At 72.2% G+C, this 13439-nt stretch carries 14 protein-coding genes; all 14 read right to left on the reverse strand.

What is annotated here, in order from left to right; translation table 11 throughout:
• Nucleotides 1–2 precede the first annotated feature (2 nt).
• The 14 genes from EXE59_RS19060 to EXE59_RS19125 all read right to left on the reverse strand — a co-directional run bounded on the left by EXE59_RS19060 (nucleotide 3) and on the right by EXE59_RS19125 (nucleotide 13402).
• Nucleotides 3–752 (reverse strand): lysophospholipid acyltransferase family protein, encoded by a 750-nt coding sequence (locus tag EXE59_RS19060; RefSeq protein WP_135840310.1) that lies wholly within the window; start codon nucleotides 750–752, stop codon nucleotides 3–5.
• Nucleotides 749–1456, reverse strand: coding sequence for a (d)CMP kinase (gene cmk, locus EXE59_RS19065; RefSeq protein WP_135840311.1), 708 nt, complete (start codon nucleotides 1454–1456; stop codon nucleotides 749–751). Before cmk ends, EXE59_RS19060 begins: the two co-directional genes overlap by 4 nt.
• 11 nt (nucleotides 1457–1467) lie before the next feature.
• The gene (locus EXE59_RS19070) at nucleotides 1468–2553 is read right to left on the reverse strand and encodes a prephenate dehydrogenase (RefSeq protein WP_135840312.1); all 1086 of its coding nucleotides are present in this window, start codon (nucleotides 2551–2553) and stop codon (nucleotides 1468–1470) included.
• Complete coding sequence (gene aroH / locus EXE59_RS19075; protein WP_129457000.1) at nucleotides 2546–2923, reverse strand: chorismate mutase; 378 nt, start codon at nucleotides 2921–2923, stop codon at nucleotides 2546–2548. Before aroH ends, EXE59_RS19070 begins: the two co-directional genes overlap by 8 nt.
• 26 nt (nucleotides 2924–2949) lie before the next feature.
• The gene (locus EXE59_RS19080; RefSeq protein WP_135840313.1) at nucleotides 2950–3753 is read right to left on the reverse strand and encodes a pseudouridine synthase; all 804 of its coding nucleotides are present in this window, start codon (nucleotides 3751–3753) and stop codon (nucleotides 2950–2952) included.
• 25 nt (nucleotides 3754–3778) lie between these two features.
• Complete coding sequence (gene scpB, locus EXE59_RS19085; RefSeq protein WP_135840314.1) at nucleotides 3779–4501, reverse strand: SMC-Scp complex subunit ScpB; 723 nt, start codon at nucleotides 4499–4501, stop codon at nucleotides 3779–3781.
• Nucleotides 4498–5376 carry a segregation and condensation protein A gene (locus EXE59_RS19090; RefSeq protein ID WP_210429072.1) on the reverse strand — a complete coding sequence of 293 codons (879 nt, stop codon included), beginning with the start codon at nucleotides 5374–5376 and terminating at the stop codon, nucleotides 4498–4500. The genes scpB and EXE59_RS19090 overlap by 4 nt, the downstream gene beginning before the upstream one ends.
• Before the next feature lie 32 nt (nucleotides 5377–5408).
• Complete coding sequence (locus EXE59_RS19095; RefSeq protein ID WP_246056910.1) at nucleotides 5409–5771, reverse strand: hypothetical protein; 363 nt, start codon at nucleotides 5769–5771, stop codon at nucleotides 5409–5411.
• A complete protein-coding gene (locus tag EXE59_RS19100; protein ID WP_342777217.1) occupies nucleotides 5756–6814 on the reverse strand; it encodes a ParA family protein in 1059 nt (352 codons plus the stop codon). Before EXE59_RS19100 ends, EXE59_RS19095 begins: the two co-directional genes overlap by 16 nt.
• Before the next feature lie 159 nt (nucleotides 6815–6973).
• On the reverse strand, nucleotides 6974–7813 hold the full coding sequence (locus EXE59_RS19105; protein ID WP_135840316.1) for a hypothetical protein: 840 nt from the start codon (nucleotides 7811–7813) through the stop codon (nucleotides 6974–6976).
• Nucleotides 7814–7929: 116 nt separating this feature from the next.
• Complete coding sequence (locus tag EXE59_RS19110; RefSeq protein WP_135840317.1) at nucleotides 7930–10554, reverse strand: DEAD/DEAH box helicase; 2625 nt, start codon at nucleotides 10552–10554, stop codon at nucleotides 7930–7932.
• A 59-nt stretch (nucleotides 10555–10613) separates the two neighbouring features.
• On the reverse strand, nucleotides 10614–11546 hold the full coding sequence (gene xerD / locus EXE59_RS19115) for a site-specific tyrosine recombinase XerD (protein WP_135840318.1): 933 nt from the start codon (nucleotides 11544–11546) through the stop codon (nucleotides 10614–10616).
• Between the two features lie 17 nt (nucleotides 11547–11563).
• Complete coding sequence (ald, locus tag EXE59_RS19120; protein ID WP_135840319.1) at nucleotides 11564–12679, reverse strand: alanine dehydrogenase; 1116 nt, start codon at nucleotides 12677–12679, stop codon at nucleotides 11564–11566.
• Nucleotides 12680–12757: 78 nt separating this feature from the next.
• Complete coding sequence (locus EXE59_RS19125; protein ID WP_135840320.1) at nucleotides 12758–13402, reverse strand: NUDIX domain-containing protein; 645 nt, start codon at nucleotides 13400–13402, stop codon at nucleotides 12758–12760.
• Nucleotides 13403–13439: the final 37 nt, after the last annotated feature.

The following is a 13439-nucleotide window of genomic DNA, read 5'->3' on the forward strand; positions in this document are numbered from 1 at the left end:
GATCACAGCTCTCTGGATGGCTCGACGAGCCCGGTGTCGGGGTCGTCCTCGGATTGTCCCGCAGGAAGCGGCCCGGGCAAGGATCGGCGCGTGTCCGCGAGCGCGCACGCGAGCTCGGACAGCATGTGCCCCCGGAGCAACACCGACGTGGCGGCCACGTGTTCCCGGGTGCGTGGCCACGGCTGCTGTGTCGTCCGCCACGGCCGTCCGAACACGACCTCCACCGTGCCACCCCGCTCGGGCAGCGCGTTGGACCCGCCCCCGGGCGGACGGGTGCCGATCATCGTGACCGGGACGACCGGTGCGCCGGTCACGAGCGCGAGGTAGGCCGCGCCGTGGTGGAAGCGGTGCAGCTCGCCGTCGCCGCGGGTCCCCTCGGGGAGGATGCCGACCACTCCGCCGTCACGGATGACTCGCAGGCACGTGCGGATCGCTCCGAGGTCCGGCCGGAACCGGTCGAGCGGGATCTGGCCGGACGCGCGCAGGAACGGGCCGAGGCCGCCGGCGAACATCTCCTGCTTGGTCAGCGCGTGGACGGGCCGCGGTGCGAGGACCGCGAGCAGCGGGCCGTCGATCACACCGACGTGGTTGGCCGCGAGGACCACGCCGCCCGCGGCCGGCACCCGGTCGGCGTGGTGCACCTCGATCGGCCACCGCCGGCGCAGGAGCGACGCGGACGGGCCGCGCAGCCGGTTCAGGAAGCGGGTGGGTGGGTGCTGGGCGGCGCTGGCAGGGAGCTCGGGCCTGCTCACGCGCCCCGGGTCCCCGGTGCCAGGGCGACGATCTGGTCGATGACCTCGGCGAGCGTGAGGTGGGTGCTGTCGACGTGGACGGCACCCTCGGCCATCGTCAGCGGTGCGGTGGCGCGGCCGGAGTCGATCCGGTCACGCTCGAGCAGCGACTGCTGCGTGCTGGCGAGGTCGGTGGCGCCCTGCTCCGCCGCGCGACGCTGGGCACGGGCGTCGGGGTCGGCGCTCAGGTAGACCTTGACCTCGGCCTGCGGCCACACCACCGAGCCGATGTCGCGACCCTCGACGACGATGCCGCCGTCGCCGATCACGTCACGCTGGAGCCCGAGCAGCCGGGCGCGGACCTCGGGGACCACGCTGACCGGGCTGACGGCGGAGGTGACCTCGTCGCTGCGGATCTCCACCGAGACGTCGACGCCGTCGACCGTGATGGTGGGGTCGCGCGGGTCGGTGCCGGACTCGATGGCGGGCCGGTCCGCCACGGCGGCGACGGCGCCCGCGTCGCGTACGTCGACACCCTCGCACAGGAGCCACCAGGTCATCGCGCGGAACATCGCTCCGGTGTCGAGGTAGCGCAGCCCGAGGCGCTCGGCCACCCCGCGCGAGGTGCTCGACTTGCCGGAGCCAGACGTGCCGTCGACGGCGATGACGAGTCCGTGCCCGTCGCGGGAGGTGCTGTCGAGGGAGGTGCTGTCGCCGTGGGTCACGGGCGAGAAGATTACCGGTGAGTCGTCCACCCGCGAGATTCGAGAGCAGCGAGGAGGCGATCGGCGCTGCCGCGCTCGACGACCAGCTCGGTGAGGCCGACCGGTCGTCCCGGGTCGTGGTCGATGTGGACGTCCTCGATGTTGACGCCGATCTCGCCCGCGTCGCCGAACAGGCGGGCCAGCTCTCCCGGGTGGTCGGGCACGGCCACGAAGACAGAGCGCGTGGGCCGTGCCGGGCCGCCGTGCTTGCCGGGGATGGCCGCGGTGCCGGCGTTGCCGCGAGCGAGGATCTCGACGAGGTCGGGACCGGAGTCGGCCGCGACAGCGGTCATCAGGGCGTCGAGGTCGGCACGGACCTCGGCGAGGAGGTCGAGGACCGCCTCGCTGTTGGCCTCGAGGATCTGCTGCCACAGTGCCGGGTCGCTCGCTGCGACCCGGGTGACGTCTCGCACGCCCTGCCCGGACAGCGCGAGGTGCTCGACCGGCGCGGCGGCGAGGCGCCCTGCGACCAGGACGGCGGCGAGGTGCGGCAGGTGCGAGATCCGGGCCACGGCCCGGTCGTGCTCCGCAGGCCCCATCCGGACCGGTGCCGCGCCGCACTCGAGGACGAGTGACTCGACCAGGCCCACCGCGCGCGCGTCGGCCGCGGCGTGCGGAGTGACGGCCCACGGACGGCCGTCGAAGAGCGCGGCGCTGGCGGCGAGCGGTCCGGAGCGCTCGCTGCCGGCCATCGGGTGCGACCCGACGTAGCGCGCGAGGTCGGCGGCGCCGACACGCCGTGCCACCGCCGCGAGGGGGGCCTCCTTGACGCTCCCGACGTCGGTGACGACCGCGTCCGAGCGGCTGAGTGCCTCGACGATCGCGTCGGGGATCCTGGCCGGCGGCACCGCCACCACGACCAGCTGGGGACGGTCGGAGGGGGTGACGGCCCGGCCCGCCCCGAGGCCGTGGGCCGTCCGGACGTTCTCCGCCGAGGTGTCGCGCAGCACGACCTCGATCCCGAGCCGCCTGCACACGAGGGCGACCGAGGTGCCGATGAGGCCTGCACCGACGACTTCGACCGGCCCGGTCAGGGCCGGCAGCGCGTCCTCAGTCATGGCTGGTGGTCCGGGTCAGGTCACGCCGCAGGTTGGCGGCCCCGTGGAGGTAGACGTGGGTGACGTCCGAGCGCGGGAGGTCGGTCTCCACGTGGGCCATCAGTCGCACGACCCGCGGCATCGATCCCTCGATCTCCAGCTCCCTGGCGCACACCAGCGGGACGTCGGAGAACCCGAGCTGTCGCGCGGCGTACGCGGGGAACTCGCTGGTGAGGTCGCTGGTCGCGGTGAAGATGATCGAGATGAAGTCGTCGACCTCGAGACCGTTGGCCTCCATCACGTCCGTCACCAGCTCGGCCACCCGGTCCAGCATGTGCTCGCGGGTGTCCTCCTCGAGCTGGGTCGCGCCCCGCACTGCTCTCACTGCCACGCCGGGAAGCCTATCCGTGGGCGGGGTCAGAGCTGCGCGCTGTCCATCAGCTCACCGAGCTCCGCGACGGTGAGCTCGCGCATCTCCCCCGACCCGAGCCGCGCGAGCGTCACCGGGCCGACCTGCGTGCGAGTGAGCCGGCGTACGGGGTGGCCCACGTGGTCGAGGAGCCGGCGCACGATGCGGTTGCGGCCCTCGTGGATCGTCAGCTCGACGATCGACCGGTTGCTGCCCTCGCGCCGCGGGTCGCCTCCGACCACACGGGCGTGGGTGACGGTGACCGGTCCGTCGTCGAGCGTGACCCCGTCGAGCAGCTCGCGGACGGTGCGGACGTGCACCTCGCCCTCGACCTCGGCCACGTAGGTCTTGTCGACCTCGTGGGAGGGGTGGGCCAGGTGCTGCGCGAAGTCGCCGTCGTTGGTGAGGATGATCAGGCCCTCGGTGTCGGTGTCGAGCCGACCGACGTGGAAGAGCCGCTCGGGCCGGTCGGCGACGAGGTCACCGAGCGTGGGCCGCCCCTCGGGGTCGGACATCGTCGACACGACTCCGCGGGGCTTGTTGAGCACCAGGTAGACCTTGTCGCTGATCGGCGGGAGCCGCTTCCCGTCGACGCGGACGACCGCCGTACGGGGGTCGACCTTGGTGCCGAGGCGGGTGACGACCTCGCCGTCCACCTCGACGAGCCCGTCGAGCATCAGCTCCTCGCACTTGCGCCGGCTCGCGACGCCCGACTGCGCGAGCAGCTTCTGGAGGCGGATCAGGCCGTCCTCGTCGGTGGCGGGTCGCTGCGAGGCGGGCTGGTCGTTGTCGGGTGCGTCGTGCGGCTTCATGCGGTCCTCGTGCGTGGCGGGGTGGTCATGCGATCTCGGTGCCGCCGTCGGGCTCGGTGCCCGATCCCGAGTGCGGCGAGTGGTGCACGACCGGCGTCGGCGCGGGCGTCGGCTCGGTCGGCGGCTGGGTGGCAGGCGCGTCGAGGCCGGCGACGCTGGCCAGCTCGTCCTCGAGGTCGTCCATGTCGGGCAGGTAGGGCGCGAGCTCGGGCAGCTCGTCGAGCGAGGTGATCCCGATGCGCTCGAGGAAGTAGGAGGTCGTGCGGTAGAGGTTGGCGCCGCTCTGCTCGTCCTGCCCGGCCTCCTCGACGAGGCCGCGGGTCAGGAGCGTACGCATCACGCCGTCGACGTTGACGCCTCGGATCGCCGAGACCCGGGCGCGGGACACCGGCTGCTTGTAGGCGACCACCGACAGCGTCTCCAGCGCCGCCTGGGTGAGCCGGGCCTGCTGGCCCTCGAGCACGAACGTCTCCACCACGCCGGCGAAGTCCGCGCGCGAGTAGAACCGCCACCCGCCGGCGACCTGGCGCAGCTCGAAGCCGCGACCCTGGTCGGTGTACTCGGCGGCGAGAGCGGCGAGGGCCTCGTCGACCTCCTCGACCGGATGGCCGACCACCGAGGCCAGACGGACGGTGCCGAGGGGCTCGTCGGAGACCATGAGGATCGCCTCCAGCGCCGGACGCAGCTCGGCCACCGCCACGTCGAGGGTGTCGACCTCGCTCGGGTCGACGTCGGGCTGCTCGCTCACTGGTCCTCCTCCGGCTCGTCGGCCGCGACCGACGTCATGGGTGCATCATCGTCGTCGGCGGGCGCGCCGTCGAACTCGTCGTGGATGTCCACGTCACCGTCCTCGGCGCCGGTCCAGCGCACGGTCAGCTCGCCCAGCGGAGTGACCTGGTCGAACGACACGGCACCCTCGCGGAACAGCTCGAGCAGCGACAGGAACCGTGCGACCGTGGTGAGCCGGTCAGGCGAGTCGCCGCACAGGGCACGGAAGGTCATCGTGCCGCTGCGGCGCAGCCGGTCGACGACCACCTGCGCCTGCTCGCGCACGCTGACGCGGGCGGCGTGGATGTGCTGTAGCGAGACCTCGAGCACCGGCTTGGGCTCCATCGCCCGCGCCGCCAGGCGGGCGAAGTCGTCGAGCCCGATCCCGATGAGGACCTCGGGCAGCAGCGTGGCGAACCGATCCTCGAGCCCCACTGCGCGCGAGTGGCGCCGCGACTCCGAGGCGAGGCGCTCCTCGAGCACCGACGCGACGAGCTTGAACGCGCGGTACTGCATGAGGCGGGCGAAGAGCAGGTCGCGGGCCTCCAGCAGCGCGAGGTCCTCCTCGTCCTCCACGTCGCCCTGCGGGAGCAGCCGGGCGGCCTTGAGGTCCAGCAGGGTGGCGGCGACCACGAGGAAGGACGTGGTCTGCTCGAGGTCCCAGGAGTCGCCGAGATTCTTCACGTGCGCGATGAACTCGTCGGTGACCTGGGAGAGCGCCACCTCGGTGATGTCGAGCTTGTGCTTGGCGATCAACCCGAGGAGCAGGTCGAAGGGTCCCTCGAAGTTGTCCAGCCGTACGGCGAACGCCGGGGCTTCGCTCCCGGGCTCGAGCGCGCTCGCGGCAGCGCTCACGGCAGCGTCCGAGGCGGGTCGGGCGGCGGCGCTCACTCGTCGAGCAGCCGCTTCACCAGGGCGCTGTCGGCCCCCTGGGCCTCGAGGTCGGCGAGCACCATGGCGAGGGCCTCGCGGACCAGGCGCCCACGGTCGACGGCCATGCCGTGCTCGCGGCGCAGCACGAGGCGGGCGTGCTCGATGTCGAGCAGCTCGTCGGAGGTGACGTACACCGTCATCTTCTCGTCGTGGCGGACCCGTCCGCTCGGACGCCTGGGCCCGGCCGGCTCGGCGTCGTCGGCCACCGCGCGCACCCGGCGTGGCCGCTTGCCCGCCTCGGCGCCGGTCGCATCGCCTGTCTCGGACGTCGGGCGGAACAGGTCGTCCGCGGCCGGCATGCTCACTCGGCGGGCCACCGGGTCACCACCTCCTTCGCGAGCTGGCGGTAGGCGTCGGCGCCCGTGGACGAGGACGCGTAGGAGGTGATCGGCTCGCCCGCGACCGTGGCGTCCGAGAACTTCACCGTGCGGCGGATGACGGTGTGGAACACGGTGTCGCCCCACGCCGAGACCAGACGCTCCATCACCTCGCGACTGTGGAGCGTGCGGCCGTCGAACATGGTGCCGAGCACGCCGTCGATCTCCAGCTTGGGGTTGAGCCGCTCCCGCACCTTGTCGATGGTCGTCTTGAGCAGTGCCACGCCACGCAGCGCGAAGTATTCGCACTCGAGGGGCACGATGACGCCGTCGGAGGCCGTCAGCGCGTTGACCGTCAGCAGGCCGAGGGAGGGCTGACAGTCGATGAGGATCACGTCGTACTGCTCGAGCGCGGGGGCGAGCACCCGCTGGAGGGTCTGCTCGCGGGCCACCTCGTGCACGAGCTGTACCTCGGCCGCGGACAGGTCGATGTTGGATGGCAGCAGGTCCATGCCCTCGATGCCGGAGGGCACCACGACCTCGTCGAGGGTGACCTCGCGGTCCATGAGCAGGTTGTAGATGGTCAGGTCCATCTCGTGCGGGTTGAGCCCCAGGCCCACCGACAGCGAGCCCTGCGGGTCGAAGTCGACGAGCAGCACCCGGCGACCGAACTCGGCCAGCGACGCGCCGAGGTTGATCGTGGTCGTGGTCTTGCCGACGCCGCCCTTCTGGTTGCACATCGAGACCACGCGGGCACCGCCGTGCCGCGTGACGGGAGGCGGCTCGGGGAAGACCGGCATCGGGCGTCCGGTGGGCCCGAGGGGTGCCGGGGTGCCGTCGGTCGCCCCGGAGCGCGGCTCGGGTCGCGGCTCGGTGAGCGTGTCGAGGGGACGTTCGAAGGGGATCGGCTGGGTCACGGGCTGCTCGTCTCGCGGGGTCGGGCCGGGCTGGGGGCTGTGGTGCGGCTGGGGTGGTCGGGCGAGTGGCGGCATCGCGGAGGCCGTGCTGCCGACGTCCGAACCGTGGAAACCCGTACCGCTCATGTCCGCTCCTACTCGCGTTCGTCGTGCCTGGACCGACGTCACGATTGGACCATGCCGAGGGCGTCCGGCTTTGTCGACACGTCGACAGTTCCGGCACCAGTTCGGGACGTGCCCGGCACGCGCCGCGGCCGCACGGCGCGGACTCTAGTGCCCCCGCGGTCAGCGCGACGAACCTGCCCGGCTGCAGCCGTCCTCGCGTTCGGCGGAGGCACTCGCGGAGTCGTAGGCGTCGAGCTCCCGCACCCCGCTCTGCCAGCTGTCCAGCCACATCTCCGTCGCCTGCTCGGGGGTCATCTGCCCGAGCCTCAGCATGTCCATGTGGTGGATGTGCTCCTCCCACGTCGACACGGACACCCGGGCCGACTGCACCGCCCGTACGGCCGCCTGCACCTCGCGGGCGCACCCCGGGAGTGCCCGGGCACCGGGCGCCAGCAGGGCGGGACCGGGGCAGTCGACGCCCACGGCACGGAGCGCGCCGAACGAGTCCCCGAAGTCACGCACCCGACGCTGGGCGCCCAGCCGCGTGCTCTCCCAGAACTCCGTCGCCTGCTGCAGGGTGATCTCACCGACGACCAGCTTGTTCATGGCACCCACGTGCACCGCCCACTGGTCGAGCGCGGGCTGCGCTGCGTCCAGGGTCTCCTCCAGGGCGCGCTGCGCGCGCACGCAGCGACCGAGCCGTGTGGGCCGACCCGGCGCCAGGTCCGAGGGCAGCGTCGACGTCGCGCCGGCGCCCACCGAACCCGCCGTCGAGGCCTGGCCGCTCGCGTCGCGGGCATCGTCGTCGCGTCCGAGGACGGCCCACGCCACCACCAGCACCAGGAGGGTGACGAGACCGAGCAGGCCCGCGGCGACGAGGGGCCCGACAGCGGGAGCGTCGTCGGCGTAGGTCTCGTCGTCTCCCTCGTCGTACGTCCCTGCGTCCAGCTGGTCGTCGTCGTGCTGGTCGTCGTCGTGTTGGTCGTCGTGCTGCTGGTCGTCGTGCTGCTGGTCGGTCATCCTGCACCCCCGGAGAGTCGCCGCCTGCCTCGCACGCTACGTCCGGTTCTTTACCTTCTCGGCCCCAAAATCGATGACGTTCAGGGTGAAGTCACCGCCCCTAGGGGTGGACTGCCCTACGCGCCGCCCAGCCGCCTCATCGCAACCGTCGCGAGCACCAGCTCGCCTGCCGCGTCGGTGGCGTCGCAGTCCACGACGCCCTCGACGACCCAGTCGTGGTGCCCCTCGGGGTCGTGGATCGTCTGGCGTACGTCGCGCACGCGTGCGGTGGTGCCCTCGTCGGCGCCCACCGGCTCGCCCGTGCGCTCCTCCCCCACCAGCAGCAGGTCCGGCCCACGGGCGTCGCCGTCGGTCAACACCCGGTCGTGCTCGGCGTAGTAGTCCTCCAGCGCGGCGTCCCAGGCCGAGCGGCCGACGACGACCTGGCGCGGCGGATCGGTGCGGTCGGCGGCGTTGCGCTCGAGGCGTACGAGCGTGTCGAGGTCGTCGCGGGCGACCGCGTCGACCCGTGCCCACATGGCGTTGCGCAGCATCACCCGGAACGGTCGTTCCTGCCGTGACAGCGCACGCGGCGGAGGTGGCGGCTCGTGGTGCGCGACGGCACTGGAGACGTGGTCGGGGTCGGACAGTGCCTCCCACTCGTCGAGCAGCGACGAGTCGGTCTGCCGCACCGTCTCCCCCAGCCACTCGATGACGTCCTCGACCTCGGGGGCACGGTGGACCTCGGGCACGGTCTGCCGAAGGGTCCGGTACGCGTCGGTGAGGTAGCGCAGCACGAGCCCCTCGGACCGGGCGAGCTGGTAGCGGCCGGCGAAGTCGGTGAAGCCCATCCCGTTCTCCCACATCTCCCGCACGACCGACTTCGGTCCGAGCGCGTCGTCGGGCAGCCAGGGGTGGGTCTGGCGATAGGTCTCGTACAGCGCCTCCAGGAGCTCGCGCAGGGGCTGGGGCCAGGTGATCTCCTCGAGCAGCGCCATCCGCTCGTCGTACTCGAGGCCGTCGGCCTTCATCTGGCCGATCGCGTCGCCGCGTGCGGCGTGCTGCTGGGCCATCAGGATCTGGCGGGGCGCCTCGAGGACCGCCTCGACCACGGACACGACGTCGAGGCCGTAGGTCTCCTCCTCGGGGTCGAGCACGTCGAAGGCGGCGAGCGCGAAGTGGGCCAGTGGCTGGTTGAGCGCGAAGTCGTCGGGCAGGTCGACGGTGAGCACGAAGCGACGGCCGTGCTCGTCGGGCTCGCCGAGGCGGGTGACGATGCCCGTACGCACGAGTGAGCGCCCCAGCCGCAGGGCGCGACGCGCGAGCCGGAGCTGGGCGCGACGCTCCTCGTGGTTGTCGGTGACCAGGCGGCGCATCACCGCGAACGCGTCCTCCTCGCGGGAGATCACGTTGATCAGCATCGCGTTGTCGACCTTCATCCGGCTGCTCAGCCGCTCCGGCACCCCCGCCACCAGCTTGTCGAAGGTCTGCTCGGTCCACACGACCGTGCCCTCGGGCGGCTTCTTCAGCTGCGCCTTCGACTTCTTCTTGCCGGCCGCGACCCGCGCGGCGGACTTGGCCTTGGCCTGCTCGTTCTCGATGACGAAGTCCGGCGCCTGCACGACGACGTACCCGGCCGTGTCGTAGCCCGCGCGCCCGGCCCGCCCGGCGATCTGCTGGAACTCGCGGGTGCGGAGCACCCGCTGCCGGTTGCCGTCGAACTTCGCGAGCCCGGAGAACAGCACGGTGCGGATCGGCACGTTGATGCCCACGCCGAGGGTGTCGGTGCCGCAGATCACGCGCAGCAGCCCGGCCTGGGCGAGGGTCTCGACCAGCCGCCGGTACTTGGGCAGCATCCCCGCGTGGTGGACGCCGATGCCGCTGCGGACCAGTCGCGACAACGTCTTGCCGAAGCCGGCACCGAACCGGAAGGCGCCGATCCGGTCGGCGATCGCGTCCTTGTCGACCTTCAGCCCCCCTCCCGCCGAGCCCAGGCGTGACTTGAGCAGATTGGTCGCGTGCTCGACGGCGGCAGCCTGCGTGAAGTGGACGACGTAGACCGGGTCCTGGCCCGTCGTCACGAGCTCCTCGAGCGTGTCGTCCAGCGGCTCCATCGACCAGCGGAAGCTGAGGGGTACGGGGCGCTCCGCGTCGTCGACGACCGCGGTGTCCCGGCCGGTGCGCCGCCGGAGGTCCTCGACGAAGAAGGACACGTCGCCCAGCGTCGCCGACATCAGCACGAACTGGGCGTCGACGAGCTCCAGCAGCGGCACCTGCCAGGCCCAGCCCCGGTCGTGCTCGGAGTAGAAGTGGAACTCGTCCATCACCACCAGCCCGACGTCCGCCGACCGGCCCTCGCGCAGCGCGATGTTGGCCAGCACCTCGGCGGTGCAGCAGATGATCGGGGCGTCCGGGTTCACCGCCGCGTCACCGGTCAGCATGCCGACGTTGTCGGCGCCGAAGACCTCGATGAGCGCGAAGAACTTCTCGCTGACCAGGGCCTTGATGGGTGCGGTGTAGAAGCTGACCTTGTCCTGGGCGAGCGCCGCGACGTGCGCGCCGATGGCGACCAGCGACTTCCCCGAGCCGGTTGGCGTGGCGAGGATGACGTGGTTGCCACCGAGCAGCTCGATGACGGCCTCGTCCTGGTGCGGGTAGAGCGCGAGGCCCTGGTCCGACACCCACGCGGCGAACGCGTCGTAGACCGCGTCAGGGTCGGCGCCGGTCGGGACCCGGGTGTCGAGGCGTGCAGGGTCCGGCATGGGTCGATCCAACCACCCTGACGCCGCGGACGCGCAGGTGGCGGCCGCAACGGGTGCGGTCAGTCCCGGGCGCGGGGGTGCGCGGTCGCGAACACCTCGCGCAGGTTGTCGACCGTGACGAGCGTGTAGACCTGCGTCGTCGTCACGGAGGCATGGCCGAGCAGCTCCTGCACCACGCGTACGTCTGCCCCGCCGTCGAGCAGGTGGGTCGCGAACGAGTGCCGCAGCGTGTGCGGCGACACCGACGCCGTCACGCCGGCGCTGTCGGCCGCCTTGACCAGGACCGCCCATGCGCTCTGCCGCGACAGCCGTCCGCCGCGGGAGTTGAGGAACATCGCCGGCCCGCCGCGCCCCGCACCGACCAGCTCGGGGCGCCCGCGGGTGAGGTAGGCGGCCACGGCGTCGCGGGCGTAGCCGCCGACGGGCACCAGCCGCTCCTTGCCGCCCTTGCCGCGCAGCAGCACGGTGCCGTCGACCTGGTCGATGTCGTCGACGTCGAGGCCCACGGCCTCTGAGATGCGCGCCCCGGTGCCGTAGAGCAGCTCGAGCAGTGCCCGGTCGCGCAGCGCGAGCACCGTGTCCGGCGCTCCCGCGGCCTCGAGGATCGCTTCCACGTCGGACAGCGGCAGCGCCTTGGGCAGCCGCTTGGCCGGTGTGGGCGGCTTGACCGCCGCCGCCGGGTCGGCCTGTGCCAGGCCGTCCGAGACCGCGAACCTGTGGAACCCCCGCACCGCCACGACGGTGCGCGCCGCGGACGTCGCGCTGAGCGGCGGGTGCGTCGCGCTCCCTTCCCGCAGGCTCACCAGGAACGCGGCCACCGTCGCCTCGGTGACCGCGTCCAGCTCCTCGATCCCCTGGCCCGCCAGGAACTCGTCGTAGCGACGCAGGTCGCGGGTGTAGGAGCTGAGCGTGTTCGCCGCGAGTCCGCGCTCGACCGCGAGGTGGTCGAGATAGGTGCGGACGGCACGGCGCAGGCTCACCCCCTGGCTCACGCTCGTCCCACCCGGTCTCAGCCGAGGACGCTGTCGAGATCCACCGACTCGATGCCCACGGCCACGCCGACAGGGGCGTTGGTGAGCTGGCCGGCGTGGGTGTTGAGGCCGAGGGCGAGGCTGCGGTCGTCGCGCAGGGCCTGCTGCCAGCCCTTGTCGGCCAGCGCGACCGCGTAGGGCAGCGTGGCGTTGGTCAGGGCGTACGTCGAGGTGTTGGGCACCGCGCCGGGCATGTTGGCCACGCAGTAGAAGACCGAGTCGTGGACCTCGTAGGTCGGGTCGTCGTGGGTGGTGGCGTGGGAGTCCTCGAAGCAGCCGCCCTGGTCGATGGCGATGTCGACGAGCACCGAGCCAGGCTTCATCCGCGAGACCAGGTCGTTGCTGACCAGCTTGGGTGCCGCCGCGCCGGGGATCAGCACGGCGCCGATGACCATGTCGGCCTCCATCACCTGCTGCTCGATGGCGAGCTTGGACGAGGCGAGGCCGTGGACGCGGTTGTTGTAGCGCCAGAACGACATCCGCAGCTTGTCGAGGTCGGTGTCGAGCAGCGTCACGTCGGCGCCCATGCCGAGCGCGATGTTGGCGGCGTTCTGTCCCGAGACGCCGGCACCGATGATGACCACCTTGGCGTTGGCCACACCGCCGACACCGCCCATGAGGACACCGCGGCCGCCGTTGGCCTTCATCAGGGAGTACGCCCCGACCTGCGGCGCGAGGCAGCCGGCGACCTCGGACATCGGGTAGAGCAGGGGCAGCCCGCCGGAGGGCAGCTGCACCGTCTCGTACGCGATCGCGGTGACCTTGCGGTCCATCAGCTCCTCGGTGAGGGGCTTGTCGGCGGCGAGGTGGAGGTAGGTGAAGAGGGTCTGACCCTCTCGCATCCGGTGGTACTCCTCGGCGACGGGCTCCTTGACCTTGAGGACCATGTCGGCCTCACCCCACACGTCGTCGGCCGTGTCCAGCATCGTCGCGCCCGCAGCGAGGAACTGCTCGTCGGGGATCTGCGAGCCCTCGCCCGCGGACTTCTCGACCACGACCTCGTGGCCGTGCTGGACCAGCTCGTGCACGCCGATGGGCGTCAGGGCCACGCGGTACTCGCGGTTCTTGACTTCCTTGGGTACGCCGACCTTCATGCCTTGCTCCTCAGGGGTCCGGGAGCCACCACGGTGTGGCTCGCCTCACAGCGGGAGCGAGACTACTCCCGGGACGCCTCATGGGGCCTCGAGGGCCCCCCGCTGCTTGAGCACCGCGTAGGCGAGCACCGCCTGGACCAGCGGACCCTGCCGGACCCGCCCCTCGAGCACCGCGTCCAGCAGGTCGGCCATGGGCACCCAGAAGCGCTCCATCTCCGCCTCCTCGTGCCGCAGGTCGAAGTCCCCGCGCGACGCGTGGGTGAGTCCGCGGGCGAGCAGGATCTCGTGCACCTCGTCGCTGATGCCCGCGCTCCCGTACGTGCTGAGCAACGGGCGCCACTCGCGCGCCTCCAGCTCGACCTCCTCGCGCAGCTCGCGCCGGGCGGTCTCGACCGCGGGCTCGTCCCCCGCGTCGCGCAGGCCGGCCGGCAGCTCGACGAACTCGTACCCGCTCGTGTGGCGGTACTGACGCAGGCACATCACCCGCTCGTCGTCGTCCACGGCGAGCACGACCACGGCGCCCGGGTGCTCGAGGCTGATCCGGGTGAACTCCTCCGGATGTCCCGGCCGGGTGATCCGGTCCTCGCGCAGCGCGACCACCCAGTCGTCACGGTGCAGGTCCCGGCTGGCCACGACCGGCCACGACATCGGCCGGTCGGCGAGCGGCTCGGCAGGAGATCCTCCTGCCTCCCCGGGGTGCGGCGCAGCGTCGTCGTCAGGCATGCCCAGACGCTAGCGCGGCTGGACAGGTTGAGTACCG

This window comes from Nocardioides eburneiflavus (genome assembly GCF_004785795.1).
Taxonomy (GTDB): domain Bacteria; phylum Actinomycetota; class Actinomycetes; order Propionibacteriales; family Nocardioidaceae; genus Nocardioides; species Nocardioides eburneiflavus.

Excerpts from the sequence above, each read along its gene's own strand:
- EXE59_RS19070 (WP_135840312.1), bottom strand. The coding sequence starts at position 2,553 with ATGACTGAGGACGCGCTGCCGGCCCTGACCGGGCCGGTCGAAGTCGTC.
- EXE59_RS19080 (WP_135840313.1), bottom strand. The coding sequence starts at position 3,753 with ATGAAGCCGCACGACGCACCCGACAACGACCAGCCCGCCTCGCAGCGA.
- EXE59_RS19100 (WP_342777217.1), bottom strand. The coding sequence starts at position 6,814 with ATGAGCGGTACGGGTTTCCACGGTTCGGACGTCGGCAGCACGGCCTCC.
- EXE59_RS19105 (WP_135840316.1), bottom strand. The coding sequence starts at position 7,813 with ATGACCGACCAGCAGCACGACGACCAGCAGCACGACGACCAACACGAC.
- EXE59_RS19110 (WP_135840317.1), bottom strand. The coding sequence starts at position 10,554 with ATGCCGGACCCTGCACGCCTCGACACCCGGGTCCCGACCGGCGCCGAC.
- ald (WP_135840319.1), bottom strand. The coding sequence starts at position 12,679 with ATGAAGGTCGGCGTACCCAAGGAAGTCAAGAACCGCGAGTACCGCGTG.
- EXE59_RS19125 (WP_135840320.1), bottom strand. The coding sequence starts at position 13,402 with ATGCCTGACGACGACGCTGCGCCGCACCCCGGGGAGGCAGGAGGATCT.